We start from the raw sequence: 14760 nt of genomic DNA, 5'->3' as shown, positions 1-14760 counted from the left end.
CCGGGTTCAGTCCTTCCCAAGGGTGGTCTTGGCCAAACCGGGAAAGTCTGTGATCAGGCTGTCTACGCCAAAGTCGGCGAGCCGGCGCATCAGCGCCGGTTCGTTGACCGTCCACACCGACACATGCAACCCCTGGCGCTGGGCCTTGAGCAGGCGCTCGGGGGTGCACAGCGTCCAATTCAGTGCCAGCAGGGTACAGCCGTAGTTCTGCGCCACCTTCAGCGGATCGAGCCAGGCATATTCGGCGACCAGCCCGCGCGAGACGTCTGGCACCAGCTCCAGGGCGGCGCCCAGCACCTCCCGTGAACTGGAGGTGATGGTGACCTTGTCGAGCAGGCCGAAGCGCTGGGCCAGCTCGCGGATCGCCAGCACGGTGCTGGCGGCACGGGTGCGCGAGGCGCTCTTGACCTCCAGCTGCCAGTGCTCGAAGGCACACTTCTCGAACAGTTCCTCCAGGCGCGGGATAGGGCAGGGCTGCACCCAGCCTGGGCCACCCTTGCGCGCATCGTAGGTGGCCAGCTCGGCGGCGGTGTGCTCGACCACCTTGCCTCGGCGGCCGGTGGTGCGCTTGAGGGTCGGGTCATGGATCACCATCAGCTCGTTGTCGGCCGACAGGTGCAGGTCCAGTTCGCAGCGATCGACGCCGTGCGACAGGCACTGGCGAAAGCTGGTCAGGGTGTTTTCGGGCGCTTCGCCTTTGGCGCCGCGATGGCCATAGATCAGGGTCACGTTCGTTCCTTCAGGTCTGAAATGGGGAAAGGCTCAAGAGGCGGATTCGTCCTGCTCCCGCAGCTGGCGGCGTTGTTGTTGCTGGCGCTGCAGGATGTAGCGGGCCAGGAGCTGGCGCTGGGCGTCGGTCATGTCGACGAATTCGGTGCCGACCTCGTAGTCGCCCTGCGGGCGTGGGTCGCAGTGGGTGACCCGGCCGCGCAACAGCAGGCCATGGGCCCGGGGCATCAGCACCATTTTCACCGCCACCCGGGTGCCGGGGGCGATCTGCGCGGCCTGGGCGAACTCGATACCCCCCTCGGAGAGGATCACCCGCTGCGCTTGGCCGATTTCGCCGAGCAGGGTCTGGGCGAGCACCGCGCCGAGCAGGTCGAGGCGTTTGTTCTGCACCCGCAGGAAGGCGGCCAGGGTGCGATCCTTCTCGCTCAACTGGCGCATCAGGTGTTGCGATTCGAAGTCGGCCAGGTGCAGTTCGCTGAGCAGGTTGAACAGCGGTGAAGCATCTTGCAACAGGTCTGTCTCCAGGGCCTCGGCCGCGCTCAAGGGGCTGATTTGAAGTGCGATCCTGTCTTCGATGCGGTAGTATTCGCGGCGATCTTCTTCGTCTAGTGTCGTCATGGCGAACCCATGGTTACGGCGGTGGTCCGAGTGTAAAGCCGCCATTGGCGCCCCGCCACAAGGACGTTCCCTTTCATCCGAACAAGCCCCGACATGTTCAGACCTCTTTTCGTATTCATCGGTACGCGCTACACCCGTGCCAAGCGCCGCAATCACTTCGTCTCGTTCATTTCGCTCACCTCGATGATCGGCCTCGCCCTCGGTGTGGTGGTGATGATCGTGGTGCTGTCGGTGATGAACGGTTTCGACCACGAGATGCGTACCCGCGTGCTGGGCATGATCCCGCATGCCACGCTGGAAAGCGGCCAGCCGGTCGACGATTGGCCGGCCCTCGCCCAACAAGTAAAGCAGAATCCGCGTGTGCTGGCGGTCGCTCCGTTCACCCAGATGCAGGGGCTGCTGACCCACGACGGCAAGGTGCAGAAGGTGTTGCTCAACGGCATCGATCCCGCCCGCGAGCGGCAGGTGTCGATCATCGACGACTTCATCCGCGAAGGCAGCCTCGACCGGCTGGCGCCAGGCGAGTGGGGCATCCTGATCGGCGACAAGGCCGCCGCCAAGCTGGGCGTGGGCATCGGCGACAAGCTGACCTTCGTCGCCCCGGAGGTCAGCGTGACGCCGGCCGGCATGTTCCCGCGCATGAAGCGCTTCACCGTGGTCGGCACCTTCCATGTCGGGGCCGGTGAGATCGACGGCTATCTGGGCCTGACCAACATCGCCGACCTGTCCCGCCTGCACCGCTGGAAAGCCGAGCAGGTCCAGGGCCTGCGCCTGAAGTTCGATGACCTGTTCCAGGCGCCGCGCGTGGCCTGGGACATCGCCCAGCACCTGGGCGAGGAATTCTACCCCCGCGACTGGACCCGCACCCACGGCAACCTGTACCAGGCGATCCGCATGGAGAAGGCCATGATCGGCCTGCTGCTGCTGCTGATCGTGGCGGTGGCGGCGTTCAACATCATTTCCACGCTGGTGATGGTGGTCAACGACAAGCGCGGCGATATCGCCATCCTGCGCACCCTCGGCGCCACGCCTGGGCAGATCATGGCCATCTTCATGGTCCAGGGTACGGTGATCGGCGTGGTCGGCACCTTGATCGGCGCGTTGGTCGGCATCTTCGCCGCGCTCAATGTCAGTGCGGTGATCGCTGGCATCGAGAAGCTGATCGGGCACAAGTTCCTCAATGCCGACGTGTACTTCATCGATTACCTGCCGTCGCAGATCATGGCCGAGGACGTGTGGATGGTCTGCGGTGCGGCGCTGGTCCTGAGTTTCTTCGCCACCCTGTATCCGGCCTGGCGTGCGGCGCGCACCCAGCCTGCAGAGGCGCTACGTTATGAGTGAATCGCGCATGAGTGATAAAGCCGTACTGAGTTGCCGCAACCTGGGCAAGGCCTACGAGGAAGGCCCGGAGTCGGTGCAGGTGCTGTCCGGGTTGAACCTGGAGCTGCACGCCGGTGAGCGGGTGGCCATCGTCGGTAGCTCCGGCTCCGGCAAGAGCACCTTGCTCAACCTGCTGGGTGGCCTGGACACGCCGAGCCAGGGCAGCGTCTGGCTGGCTGGCGAGGAGCTGTCGGCACTCGGCGAGCGGGCCCGTGGCCTGTTGCGCAACCGCGCCCTGGGCTTCGTCTACCAGTTTCACCACCTGCTGCCGGAGTTCACCGCCCTGGAGAACGTGTGCATGCCGCTGCTGATCGGCCGCACACCGATCCCCGAGGCCCGCGAGCGCGCCGAGGCGCTGCTCAAGCGTGTGGGCCTGGGCCATCGCCTGAGCCACAAGCCGGCCGAGCTGTCCGGCGGTGAGCGCCAGCGCGTGGCGATCGCCCGTGCCCTGGTCAACCGCCCGGGCCTGGTGATGCTCGACGAGCCCACCGGCAACCTCGACCATCACACTGCCCAGGGCATCCAGGAGTTGATGCAGGAGCTTTCCAGCCATTCGCAGACGGCCTTTTTGGTGGTGACCCACGACCTCAACCTGGCGCGCCAGATGGACCGGGTGCTGCGCCTGGACGATGGCCACCTGGTGCCGATCTGAGTCGCTTGCACGGGGCGGCACGGGCCGCCTCGTAACCAACCTTCATTGGGTGTTCTCGTACATGTTCAGACCCTTGCCCTTGTTCATCGGTGCTCGCTACACCCGTGCCAAGCGCCGTAACCACTTCATCTCGTTCATCTCCATGACCTCGATGATCGGCCTGTCCCTGGGCGTGCTGGCGATGATCGTGGTGCTCTCGGTGATGAACGGCTTCCAGCGCGAGATGAGTTCGCGCATCCTCGGCCTGGTGCCTCACGCCAGCATCCTCGGCGTGCAACCGCTGGACGACTGGCGCAAGGTGGCGGACGCAGCCCTGAAGAACCCCGCGGTGATGGCCGCTGCACCGCTGACGGAAATGGAAGGCATGCTCTCCTACAAGGGCGCGATGCAGCCGATCCAGGTCAGTGGCATCGACCCGGCCGAGGAGGGCAAGGTCTCCATCGTTGGCCAGCACATCGTCCAGGGCCGCCTGCAGGACCTGCTGCCGGGCGAGTATGGCGTGGTGATCGGCGAGCTGACCGCCCGGCGCTTTCGTCTCAACACCGGCGACAAGCTGACCCTGATCGTCCCGGAGATCAGCAAGGCACCGGGCGGCATCACCCCCCGTATGCAGCGCCTGACCGTGGTCGGCATCTTCAAGGTCGGTGCCGAGCTGGACGGTTCCCAGGCCTACATCAACGTGGCCGACGCCGGCGAGATGCAGCGCTGGGCGCCGGGCAGCGTGCAGGGCGTGCGCCTGAAGCTGCACGACCTGTACGCTGCGCCGCAGGTGTCCAAGGCGATCGCCGCCGGGCTGGGCGAGGCCTACCGTGCCGATGACTGGTCGCACACCCAGGGCAGCCTGTTCAGCGCCATGAAGATGGAAAAGACCATGATCGGCTTGTTGCTGTTGATGATCATCGCCGTGGCGGCGTTCAACATCATCGCTACCCTGGTCATGGTGGTGAACGACAAGGGTTCGGACATCGCCATCCTGCGCACCATCGGCGCCACGCCTGCGCAGATCATGGGCACGTTCATGGTCCAGGGGTCGCTGATCGGTATCGTCGGCACCCTGGTCGGTGGTGTGCTCGGGGTGGTCGCCGCGCTCAACGTCAGCCAGATCGTCGGTTGGCTGGAGCGGGTCAGTGGGCAGCACATCTTCACGTCCGATGTGTATTTCATCAGCAGCCTGCCGTCGCAGTTGCAGTGGGGGGATGTGGCGATCATCTGCGCGGCGGGGTTGGTGATGAGCTTCCTGGCTACGATCTATCCGGCGTATCGCGCTTCCCAGGTGGAACCGGCGATGGCGTTGCGGTACGAGTGATCTACGGGCAGGGCCGCTGTGCGGCCCATCGCGGGCAAGCCCAGGCAGGGGCAGCGGCGCTCACGAATCATGTGCCATTGCAAGGGAATCCGTTGCGGGCGGATAGACAGCTCCTCTCACCGTGCTTCGGGTAACTCGATCAGGAACCGTGTCCAGCCTCCCGCGCATTCGGCCCGGATGTTCCCGCCATGGGCCTGCACGATCGAGCGGGTGATCGCCAGCCCCAGCCCCGCATGCTCGCTGCTGCCTTCCTGGCGTGCGGGGTCGGCCCGGTAGAAGCGGTCGAACAGCCGCGGCAGTATTTGCGCCGCGATGGCCGGGCCGGTATTGGCCACGCTGATGTGCAGCCCCGGCGCCAGTGTCACTCGGATCTCTCCGCCGCTGGGCGTGAAGCGCAGGGCATTGTCCAGCAGATTGGACAGGGCCCTGCGCAGCATGTGCCGATCACCCTCCAACTGCGCCTCACCCACACGCTGCAGGCGTACCTCGGCGTCCTCGGCCAGTGGCGCGTAGTACTCCAGCAAGGCATCCACCTCCGCGGCAAGGTCCAGCGGCTGGCGGTTGGGGGGCAGCAGGCCATGGTCGGCCTTGGCCAGGTAGAGCATGTCGTTGACCAGTTGCGCCATCCATTGCAGCTCCTCCAGGTTACCGTGCAGGGCTTCGCGATAGTCCTCCAGGCTGCGTGGCCGGGTGAGGGTGACCTGGGTGTGGGTCAGCAGGTTGGACAGTGGCGTACGCAGCTCGTGGGCGATGTCGGCGGAAAATGCCGAAAGGCGTTGGAAGGCATCCTCCAGGCGCTGCAGCATGGCGTTGACCGTGCTGGCGAGCTCGGCCAGTTCCTCGGGCATCTGCGCCACCGGCAGCCGGGTTGTCAGCGAGCGGGCGTTGACGCTGGCGGCGACATCGCCCATCTGCCGCAATGGTCGCAGCCCGCGCCGGGCGGCCCAGGCGCCGAGCAGCGCGGTGGCCAGGGCCGAAAGGCCGACGGTGAGCCAGATCAGGCGCTGCATGCCTTGCAGGAAATGCTGGTGATGGGTGATGTCGAGGAACAGGGTCAGTTGCGTCGAGCCCGGGGTGGCGGTGTCCAGGCGGGCGCCCAGGCTGCGGTAGTCGACGCCGTTGGCGTGCAGGGTGGCCAGGCCGGGCTGGCGTGGTGCGTCCGGTAGGTCAGGCCGGCTGTCGAACCATAGCGTGCCGTCGCCGCCGCGGATGCGCAGGGCCAGGTCGGCCTGGTGGCTGAGCTCGATGCGCAAGGCCGGCAGGTGTGGCGCCAGTTCGGCGGGGGAGCTCACGCCGTCGAGCAGGGCGTGCAGAACCGACAGCCGGCTGCCTAGCAGTTGTTCGTCCAGTTCGATGAAGTGCTGTTCGCTGGCCCGGCTGAACAGCACGCCGGCGGTCAGCGAGACGGCGGCGGTACAGGCGGCGAAGAGCAGGGCAAGGCGCCCACCGAGGGACAGGCGCGGCATCAGTCCTGGCGCTCCTCGAGCACGTAGCCCATGCCGCGTACGGTATGGATCAGCTTGTTGTCGTGGGCGTCGTCGATCTTCAGGCGCAGGCGGCGGATCGCCACCTCGATGACGTTGGTGTCACTGTCGAAGTTCATGTCCCAGACCTGCGAGGCGATCAGCGACTTGGGCAGCACCTCGCCCTGGCGACGCAGCAGCAGTTCGAGCAGGGCGAACTCCTTGGCGGTCAGGTCGATGCGCTGGCCGCCGCGCTCGGCCCGGCGGCGGATCAGGTCCAGGCGCAGATCGGCCAGGGTCAGGCTGGTATCCAGGCTGGGGCTGGCGCCTCGGCGCAGCAGGCTGCGTACCCGGGCCAGCAGTTCGGAAAAGGCGAAGGGCTTGACCAGATAGTCGTCGGCGCCCAGCTCCAGGCCGTGTACCCGGTCTTGCACGGCGTCGCGGGCGGTGAGGAACAGCACCGGCGTGTCCAGGCCAGCCTGGCGCACGGCCTGGAGGATCTGCCAGCCGTTGCGGCCGGGGAGCATCACATCGAGGATCAGCAGGTCGTGGTCGCCGCCCAGGGCCAGGTGCAGGCCGGTGTCGCCGTCGCCGGCAAGCTCGGTGGCGAAGCCCGCTTCGCTCAGGCCTTGGCACAGGTACTGGCCGGTCTTGGCCTGGTCCTCGACGATCAGCAGTTTCATGGGGGCCTTGCTCCAAAAGATTGGCGGGCTTCGGTGGGCGCCGGGTGCCAATGATACGTGACGATAGGCGTGCCCGGCGAAGCTGACAAAGTTGTAATCTCCCTGTCAGGCAACTGCCAGTTGCCTCAGCCTAGAGTGGTTCCATCGCTGCTGTAGCCTTGGAGTAGACATGAAACACCCCCTTATCGCCGCCGCCCTCGCGCTGTTCAGCCTGCCCGTGCTCGCCGACAGTGGCCATGGCTTCGCCTTCGGCGAGCCAGCGCCGGCGGCCAAGGCCACCCGTACCGTCGAGGTGCTGCTCAAGGACATCGCCTTCGAGCCCCGCGGCCTGCAGGTCAAGGCCGGCGAGACCGTGCGCTTCGTGCTCATCAACGAAGGCCAGTTGCCCCACAAGTTCAACCTTGGCGACAAGGCCATGCACGCCGAGCACCAGAAGCAAATGCTGGCCATGCAAGGCAAGCTCTTCACCGCCGGCGCGGATCACGGGGGCATGGACCACGGTCATGGCGCGCACGGCCACGAGGCCGGCAACACGGTGCTGGTCCCGCCCGGCCAGCGTGCCGAGCTGACGTGGACCTTCCGCGCCTCGGCGCCCATCGAGTTCGCCTGCAATGTGCCGGGGCACTACCAGGCGGGCATGGTCGGGCCGTTGACCATCGAGTGACATCGACCACAAGGCAGGGGGCAAAAACGGTAGAATAGGTGCATTCCGAATTGCCAGGTCAGACCCATGCATCCCGCCGCCGAACACTCCCCGCTGGGCAAATCCAGCGAATACATCGCCACCTACACACCTTCGCTGCTGTTCTCGATCCCGCGTACGGCCAAGTGGGCCGAACTCGGCGTCAGCGCCCAGACCCTGCCATGGCAGGGGGTGGACTACTGGAACTGCTTCGAGATGTCCTGGCTGCTGCCTTCGGGCAAGCCGGTGGTGGCCATCGGCGAATTCGCCATCCCGGCCGATTCGCCGAACATCATCGAGTCCAAGTCGTTCAAGCTGTACCTCAACTCGCTGAACCAGACGGCCTTCGCCAGCACCAGCGAGTTGCAGGCTTGTCTGGAGAAGGACCTCTCAGCCGCCGCCGGCAAGCCGGTGACGGTGCGGGTGCGCAGCCTGGGCGAAGTCGAGGCCCAGGGCGTGGTGGCCTTGCCAGGTCAGTGCATCGATGTGCTGGATGTGACCATCAACAACTACGAGCATCCACAGCCTGAACTGCTGCACTGCGACCCGCAGCGCGTGGTCGAGGAAACCCTGCACAGCCACCTGCTCAAGTCCAACTGCCCGGTCACTGGCCAGCCGGACTGGGGCAGTGTGGTGGTCGAGTACAAGGGCCTGGCCCTGGACCATGCCAGCCTGCTGAGCTACCTGGTGAGCTTCCGCCAGCATGCCGACTTCCATGAGCAGTGCGTCGAACGCATCTACCTGGACCTGCTGCGCCTGCTCGAGCCCGAGCACCTGACCGTGTATGCCCGTTACGTGCGCCGTGGCGGGCTGGATATCAACCCCTACCGCAGCACCCGGGCGATCGCGCCTGGCAACCAGCGGCTGGTTCGTCAGTAAGGATGTTTGTGAGTCTTGGGGCTGCTTTGCAGCCCATTTGCGGACCAGGCCCTTTCCCGCCGGGGCCGTGCAAGCCGCGTCGTCGGTGATCGCCTCGGACTCTGTGGGTGCCGGCTTGCCGGCGATGGGCCGCAAGGCGGCCCTCTGGCTCAGATACCCATGCTGTGCAGGTGATTGGCAATATTGCGCAGGATGGCGGTGAGATCCGGGTGTTCGGCCTCGAAGCGTTCGACGGCCGCGTTGACGCCATCGACCAGGTTGTTGTCCTGGGTGGCCTCTTCCAGTTTGAGCTGGGCTTCGATCTGCTGCATCAGTTCATGCAGATGTTCGCGCTCTTCCAAGGAGAGCGGCGGGTTGCGTTCCAGTTGCTCGCGCAGGCTTTCGAGTTGCTCTTGCAGTTCGCGGGCAGGCATCGGGTGTTCTCCCTCTATGGCTTGGCAAGGCATGGACCTCGGCGGTGAGGCAAAGGTTCTCGCTTGTCTTCAATCGTAATCCACCTGCCGGCGCTTTGCATGATCCGCGTCAACGGCGCTGTGTCAGGGTTTTTCACCCTTGCGCCGGCGCTGGGCGATGTCGGCAAGGCAGGTGTCGAGGGCTTCGAGGTGGTCGATCACCGAGTGCACACCGAGGCTGAACAGCTCGAGCGTAGCCTTGCCGCGTGCCCGTTCGCGCGCCTCCCGGCTCATCGCCTGCCATTGGCCGGAGGTGTGGTTGCAGGCAGGGCTGCAGGCGGCCAGGCCCACGGTCCACAGCCCGGCGTTGAGACCGGACTGCAGCAGGCGCGGATCGCCGCTGACCAGCACGCAGCCGTCCAGGCGTTGGCTCTGCAAGGACATGAGTGCGTGCCAGCAGGCATTCGGCGCCGGCCAGGGGGGGGCGTTGCCGGCCTGGCCCGGCAGCCAGTCGGGCAGCACGCTGGCCAGAGACTCGCCCTGGCTGGCGCTGAGCTCGTCGAGCCATATGCAAGGGACCTGCTGGCGCCGCAGGCCGGTGAGGGCATCCAGGGCGCCAGGGGTGGGCAGTGGGCTGCCGTTGGCGGCCTGGACCAGGCAGCCGCGCAAACCGAAGAGCACGGCGGTGAAGGCGGGCGCGTCTTGCATGGTCAACTTCCCTGAAATAGCCCGCAGGCTATTCGGCAATTGTTACCGGTAGATGACTACGTAACAGACGCTCACAAAATAGTGAGCAAAAATGTGTAAGGCTGTTTATCAGCCAGCGAGCCTTTATACTGGCGGCTTGTCCGGCAGCGCGCCCAGGCGCCTGCCACCGTGAATCCCGATGGAGAAACATCTATGCATAGGATCGGTGCCGGCGTGATCGAGCGAATCACCCAGGCCTGTGTCTGCGCCAGCCTGCTGCTGGCGCCCGTGGCCGCCAGCCAGGCGGCTACCGAGGAGGACCCCTGGGAGGCGGTGAACCGCCCGATCTTCAGGTTCAACGATACCCTCGATACCTATGCCCTCAAGCCGTTGGCCAAGGGATACCAGGCAGTCACCCCGCAATTTCTCGAAGACGGCATCCATAACATCTTCCGCAACCTGGGCGACGTCACCAACCTGGTCAACGACCTGCTGCAGCTCAAGCCGCACGCGGCGGGCGTGGATACCGCGCGGCTGATCGTCAACACCACGTTCGGCCTGGGCGGTTTCTTCGATGTCGGCACCAAGATGGGCCTGCAGCGCAACGACGAGGACTTCGGCCAGACCCTGGGCTACTGGGGCGTGGGCAGCGGTCCGTACGTGGTGATCCCGTTCCTTGGCCCAAGCACCGTGCGCGACGGCCTGGCCAAGTACCCGGACACCTACACCAAGCCCTACCGCTACATCGACCATGTGCCGACCCGCAATTCGATCTTCGCCCTGGATGTGGTCGACACCCGCGCCGACCTGCTGTCGGCGGAAAAGCTGATCAGCGGCGACAAGTACATCTTCATCCGCAACGCCTACCTGCAGAACCGCGAGTTCAAGGTCAAGGATGGGGAAGTCGAGGACGATTTCTGATCCTGGCGGGGATGAAAAAGGCGACCTTCGGGTCGATGCTGGTCAGTTAAGGTTTACAGCGCCATTGGGGGGGCGAAGCGGCCCCAGGCTTAACTGACAGGCATTGACCCTGGAAATCAGTGCATCGCCAGGATGCGCAAGCCGAATTTCTGCTGACCATCGGGCTGCTCGGCGATCCACACCACCTCGGTGCTGGCGTGCAGGCCCTTGAGGGCAGGGTGGTCGGAATCGATACGTACCTCGATCCGGTCGCCCACCTGGAAATGCTCCCGTGCCTGCACCTGCATGCCGCCACTGGAGAGGTCGAGGCAGACTGCCGCGATCACCTGGTCGGCATGCAGCAGGGTGACTTCGGTATCGATGCGCATACGAATGAAGTCGCGTTTCTCGCCGTGGTTCGAGGGTATCTGGGACATGCTGCATCCTTCCCATCAGGTTGCGCGGGTCGGCTTTCTTATAACTCCCGGTGATTTGCCCTGTAAAGTGCGCAGCACTCGACCCTTGCATGCTTGAAACGCCTGGCGGATGGGAGTACCGTCTGCGCCTTACAGGGCACCTCTGCCAGTTGCCGGGCCAGTCTTCTTGGCCTACAACTCAAGTAGAGAGTCGCCACAGAGTATTCCAGTAGCTGCCCGTCCGCCTTGCCGACGTCGCTGCTCCAACCTAATCCGGCGCCGTTCGCCCACATGCAGAAACCCAGTGCAACGCTGCTGATCATCGATGACGACGACGTGGTCCGTGCCAGCCTCGCCGCCTATCTGGAAGACAGTGGCTTCAGCGTCCTCCAGGCCGCCAACGGCCAGCAGGGCCTCCAGGTCTTCGAAGAACACCAGCCCGACCTCGTGATCTGCGATCTGCGCATGCCGCAGATGGGCGGCCTCGAGCTGATCCGCCGGGTCAGCGAGCGGGCGCCGCAGTTGCCGGTCATCGTGGTGTCCGGGGCCGGGGTCATGAGCGATGCGGTCGAGGCTCTGCGCCTGGGCGCCGCCGACTACCTGATCAAGCCCCTGGAAGACTTGGCCGTGCTCGAGCACTCGGTGCGCCGTGCCCTCGACCGCTCGCGGCTGGTGCTGGAGAACCAGCGCTACCGCGACAAGCTCGAGGCTGCCAACCGTGAGCTGGAAGCCAGCCTGCACCTGCTGCAGGAGGACCAGAACGCCGGCCGCCAGGTACAGATGAACATGCTGCCGGAAAGCCCATGGTTGGCCGGCGACCTGTCGTTCGAGCACCAGATCATCCCGTCGTTGTACCTGTCGGGCGATTTCGCCGATTACTTCCGGGTGGACGAGCGCCGTATCGCCTTCTACCTGGCGGACGTGTCCGGGCATGGCGCTTCGTCGGCGTTCGTCACCGTGCTGCTCAAGTTCATGACCACCCGGCTGCTGTTCGAATTCAAGCGCAGCGGCAGGATGCGCGACTTCAAGCCTTCGCAAGTGCTGAGCCACATCAACCGTGGGCTGATCAACTGCAAGCTGGGCAAGCACGTGACCATGGTCGGTGGGGTGATCGACGAGGAAGCCGGGCTGATGACCTACAGCGTCGGCGGCCATTTGCCGCTGCCGGTGCTCTATACCCCGGGCCAGGCCCGTTACCTGGAGGGGCGCGGCCTGCCGGTAGGGCTGTTCGACGAGGCCAGCTACCAGGACCATGTGCTGGAGCTGCCACGGCACTTCAGCCTGACCCTGATGTCCGATGGCATACTGGACCTTTTGCCTGGGGACACACTCAAAGATAAGGAAGCGACCTTGCCGGAAATCGTCAAGGAAGCCGGTGGCAGCCTGGACGGGCTGCGCCAACGATTCGGATTGGCTACGCTTGGGGAGATGCCGGATGATATCGCCCTATTGGTGTTGAGCAGGAACCTTGAATGAGTACCGGTAGAATCCAGTTCGCCGAGCAGAGCGGGACCTTCGTTCTGAAATTCGTCGGTGAAGTGCGCCTGACCCTGTGTTCGGCGCTGGATGCGACGATCGAGAAAATCTTCACCGCGCTGAACTTCTCGGCCATCGTCATCGACCTGACCGAGACCGAAAGCATCGACAGCACCACCCTGGGCCTGCTGGCCAAGCTGTCGATCCTGTCCCGGCAGAAGGTGGGCCTGCTGCCTACCGTGGTGACCACCAACCCGGACATTTCCCGTCTGCTGCAGTCCATGGGCTTCGACCAGGTGTTCAACATCGTCGATCGCCCGGTCCCCTGCCCGGAATGCCTTACCGACCTGCCATCCCAGGACCAGAACGAAGAGGTGGTGCGCTCCAAGGTGCTGGAGGCGCACAAGATCCTCATGGGTCTGAACGACTCCAACCGTGAGGCGTTCCACGACCTGGTGAGCGCCCTGGAGCGCTCCTGAGCGAGCCCGGGCTACCGATGCGTGGCGTCAGTCCCGCACGAACTCGGTAGCCGCGGCGCCGTCGGCATTGAGCTGGAACACCCGCGCCGGCCGGCCTTGCTCATCGAAGAATACCTGCCCCAAACCTGCACTGTTCCACAGCCGCTCTCCCGCCTGGCTGTGGCTGGGTGTGCGTGGCACTACCTCCATCTGCCGGCGCTTGGTGAACCAGTTGAGTGGCGAATGTGGTGCATACAGCCAACGGTTGAGGCGATCGAGCACGTCCAGCAGGCGCTTGGGGAACTGGTTCTTGATCCCGCTGCTGGTGACCTGCCACAGGTGCGGGCTGCGCTGGCGGTGGCGGATCAGCACTTCATAGACGAAGGAGTAGTGCACGTCACCGGAAAGGATCACGTAGTGCCCGGGCGTGCGCGAATGGCGGAAGATGTTGAGGATCACCTGGGCCGCGCCGCGATGGGCCATCCAGTTTTCCGCGTCGACCAGCAGCGGATAGCCGAGCCCGCTGAAGACCCGTTGCACCGTCTCGATCAGTTTGACGCCGAAGATCGGTGCCGGTGACACGACGATCGCCGAAGGATGGTCGAGCAGGGCCTGTTGCAGCTCGCACAGCGCCTCCCAGTCGAGCAGGCCGGACGGCTTCTTCAGGCTGCTTTCGCTGCGCCAGCGGCGGGTGCGGGTGTCCAGCACCAGCAATGGCGGATCGCTGGGCAGGTCGAACTGCCAGCCCTGGAAGCGCAGCAGTTGGTCGATCAATTGGTCCTGGGCAGCGTTGTCCAGGTGCGCTTGGGCCGTTCGCTCGCCCAGGGCCCTGCAGGCTTCGGCCAGCCCCGCGCAGCCGTCCGGATCGTTGCCCCAGCCCTGGCAGAGCAGGTAGCCGAGCAGGGCGTTGCCGATGATCCGCCGCGAGAAGGGGTGGCCGTAGGCGGTCTGTTCCCACTGCGCCGAAAGGTTCCAGTCGTCGGTGATGTCGTGGTCGTCGAAGATCATCAGCGAGGGCAGGTGGGCCATCACCCGGGCCACTTGACCGAGGCCGGCGGCGAACGCTTGGATCAGCGGCAGTTCTGCGCGATACCGGGCCTGGCGCGGTTCGCTCAGGCCTGCGGGCATGTCCATGCGCACCAGGCGCCAGGGCACTGGCGACCAGACCAGCAGGTACATGGCCATGACTTCGGCGAAGGTCACCAGGTGATTGTCGGCGTTGCTGCTGGAGAAGATCGGTTTGCGCTTGCCGCCGAAGAAGCGTTCGCGCAGGCTCTCGTTGCTTTCCTGGGCCGGCAGCAGGTCGGCGCGGTGGTAATAGCTGGCCGGGTGGCGGTACAGCGCGGTGCTGTCGTCGACCAGGGCGCCTTCGAGGTATTCGCCGAACAGCCCCAGGTGCTCGATGAGCTCATGGATGGCGCGCAGCATGGGGCCTGCTACGTCGTCGGCGTAGACCTGGTCGCCCGTCATCAGCAGCAGGGCGGGGCGCTCTTGCGGACGCTGGCAGGCTTGCAGCAGGCGGTCGGCGCAGAGCAGGCCATCGGCGGCGGGGTGATGGGGCTTGCGGCATGAGCCGTGAAGCAGTTGGTCGAGGCGCTCGCGCAGCACGAAGCTTGGCCGGCGGGTGCCGGGGTAGAGCAGGTGCGGGGCCCAGTCGGCGATGCCTTGGCTGTTGTCCAGCAGCAGATCGTAGCCGATGGCCTGGTTGCGAGGCAGCGGCTGGTCGAAGCGGATGTCCAGCAGGTGCACGAAGGCGTGCCGGCCCACTGGGATCACCTCGCAGGCAAGATTGGCCTCGATGCCTGGGCAATCGAGCACGAACTCGGGGCGAAGCGGTTGCGTGCCGACCAGCCAGATGGCCAGGCGCTGGGGTTCCAGGCGGCGCAGCACGGGGCCGGCGAGAATGAGGGGTAGGGTGGTCATCGACAGTTCAGGTTGCAAGCCGACCCATTCGCAGGCAAGTCCACAGAGGCTGCGTCGACCACACATAATGGGTTTGCAAGGCCATGTGGGGGCGGGCTTGCCCGCGAAAGCGTCAG

The 14760-nt window shown here is 65.3% G+C and carries 16 protein-coding genes; 8 read left to right on the top strand and 8 right to left on the bottom strand.

Going from position 1 to position 14760, the window contains the following annotated elements; all coding sequences use genetic code 11:
- Nucleotides 1-6: 6 nt before the first annotated feature.
- Together ACDI39_RS08465 and ACDI39_RS08460 are read right to left on the bottom strand one after the other, a co-directional pair.
- Nucleotides 7-729 (bottom strand): glycerophosphodiester phosphodiesterase, encoded by a 723-nt coding sequence (locus ACDI39_RS08465; RefSeq protein WP_225786910.1) that lies wholly within the window; start codon nucleotides 727-729, stop codon nucleotides 7-9.
- A 33-nt stretch (nucleotides 730-762) separates the two neighbouring features.
- Nucleotides 763-1347, bottom strand: coding sequence for a PilZ domain-containing protein (locus tag ACDI39_RS08460; protein ID WP_225786909.1), 585 nt, complete (start codon nucleotides 1345-1347; stop codon nucleotides 763-765).
- 93 nt (nucleotides 1348-1440) lie between these two features.
- Between ACDI39_RS08460 and ACDI39_RS08455 the strand changes: the two genes are divergently transcribed.
- The 3 genes from ACDI39_RS08455 to ACDI39_RS08445 all read left to right on the top strand — a co-directional run bounded on the left by ACDI39_RS08455 (nucleotide 1441) and on the right by ACDI39_RS08445 (nucleotide 4685).
- Complete coding sequence (locus tag ACDI39_RS08455; RefSeq protein ID WP_253100460.1) at nucleotides 1441-2688, top strand: lipoprotein-releasing ABC transporter permease subunit; 1248 nt, start codon at nucleotides 1441-1443, stop codon at nucleotides 2686-2688.
- Between the two features lie 7 nt (nucleotides 2689-2695).
- Nucleotides 2696-3379 (top strand): lipoprotein-releasing ABC transporter ATP-binding protein LolD, encoded by a 684-nt coding sequence (gene lolD / locus ACDI39_RS08450; protein WP_225786907.1) that lies wholly within the window; start codon nucleotides 2696-2698, stop codon nucleotides 3377-3379.
- Between the two features lie 61 nt (nucleotides 3380-3440).
- A complete protein-coding gene (locus tag ACDI39_RS08445) occupies nucleotides 3441-4685 on the top strand; it encodes a lipoprotein-releasing ABC transporter permease subunit (RefSeq protein ID WP_253080494.1) in 1245 nt (414 codons plus the stop codon).
- A 116-nt stretch (nucleotides 4686-4801) separates the two neighbouring features.
- Here ACDI39_RS08445 and ACDI39_RS08440 read toward each other — a convergent pair whose 3' ends face one another.
- Both ACDI39_RS08440 and ACDI39_RS08435 read right to left on the bottom strand, forming a co-directional pair.
- Entirely contained in the window at nucleotides 4802-6154 is a 1353-nt protein-coding gene (locus tag ACDI39_RS08440) for a heavy metal sensor histidine kinase (protein ID WP_253100554.1), read from the bottom strand.
- On the bottom strand, nucleotides 6151-6831 hold the full coding sequence (locus tag ACDI39_RS08435; RefSeq protein WP_253080493.1) for a heavy metal response regulator transcription factor: 681 nt from the start codon (nucleotides 6829-6831) through the stop codon (nucleotides 6151-6153). The genes ACDI39_RS08440 and ACDI39_RS08435 overlap by 4 nt, the downstream gene beginning before the upstream one ends.
- 169 nt (nucleotides 6832-7000) lie before the next feature.
- On the opposite strand from ACDI39_RS08435, the gene ACDI39_RS08430 reads away from it, so the two are divergent.
- On the top strand, nucleotides 7001-7495 hold the full coding sequence (locus ACDI39_RS08430) for a cupredoxin domain-containing protein (RefSeq protein WP_486538362.1): 495 nt from the start codon (nucleotides 7001-7003) through the stop codon (nucleotides 7493-7495).
- Nucleotides 7496-7561: 66 nt separating this feature from the next.
- Entirely contained in the window at nucleotides 7562-8392 is an 831-nt protein-coding gene (queF, locus tag ACDI39_RS08425; RefSeq protein ID WP_253100457.1) for an NADPH-dependent 7-cyano-7-deazaguanine reductase QueF, read from the top strand.
- A 149-nt stretch (nucleotides 8393-8541) separates the two neighbouring features.
- On the opposite strand, the gene ACDI39_RS08420 is transcribed toward queF, so the two are convergent.
- Both ACDI39_RS08420 and pcrP read right to left on the bottom strand, forming a co-directional pair.
- The gene (locus tag ACDI39_RS08420) at nucleotides 8542-8805 is read right to left on the bottom strand and encodes a DUF4404 family protein (RefSeq protein ID WP_225786902.1); all 264 of its coding nucleotides are present in this window, start codon (nucleotides 8803-8805) and stop codon (nucleotides 8542-8544) included.
- A gap of 123 nt (nucleotides 8806-8928) precedes the next feature.
- Complete coding sequence (gene pcrP, locus ACDI39_RS08415; protein ID WP_253090898.1) at nucleotides 8929-9492, bottom strand: HAD superfamily inactivated hydrolase PcrP; 564 nt, start codon at nucleotides 9490-9492, stop codon at nucleotides 8929-8931.
- Nucleotides 9493-9684: 192 nt separating this feature from the next.
- Between pcrP and ACDI39_RS08410 the strand changes: the two genes are divergently transcribed.
- Complete coding sequence (locus ACDI39_RS08410) at nucleotides 9685-10392, top strand: MlaA family lipoprotein (protein ID WP_225786900.1); 708 nt, start codon at nucleotides 9685-9687, stop codon at nucleotides 10390-10392.
- Nucleotides 10393-10508: 116 nt separating this feature from the next.
- Here ACDI39_RS08410 and ACDI39_RS08405 read toward each other — a convergent pair whose 3' ends face one another.
- Nucleotides 10509-10808: a PilZ domain-containing protein gene (locus ACDI39_RS08405; protein WP_225786899.1), complete on the bottom strand. Its 300-nt coding sequence runs from the start codon at nucleotides 10806-10808 to the stop codon at nucleotides 10509-10511.
- A gap of 270 nt (nucleotides 10809-11078) precedes the next feature.
- On the opposite strand from ACDI39_RS08405, the gene rssB reads away from it, so the two are divergent.
- Entirely contained in the window at nucleotides 11079-12263 is a 1185-nt protein-coding gene (gene rssB, locus ACDI39_RS08400) for a two-component system response regulator RssB (protein ID WP_225786898.1), read from the top strand.
- A complete protein-coding gene (rssC, locus tag ACDI39_RS08395; protein WP_194787571.1) occupies nucleotides 12260-12742 on the top strand; it encodes an anti-sigma factor antagonist RssC in 483 nt (160 codons plus the stop codon). The genes rssB and rssC overlap by 4 nt, the downstream gene beginning before the upstream one ends.
- Before the next feature lie 27 nt (nucleotides 12743-12769).
- On the opposite strand, the gene ACDI39_RS08390 is transcribed toward rssC, so the two are convergent.
- Nucleotides 12770-14644, bottom strand: a complete 1875-nt coding sequence (locus tag ACDI39_RS08390) for an alkaline phosphatase D family protein (RefSeq protein ID WP_225786897.1) — start codon at nucleotides 14642-14644, stop codon at nucleotides 12770-12772.
- Nucleotides 14645-14760 lie beyond the last annotated feature (116 nt).

The organism is Pseudomonas sp. Tun-23181 (assembly GCF_057415455.1).
This window is presented reverse-complemented; position numbering and strand designations above follow the sequence as displayed.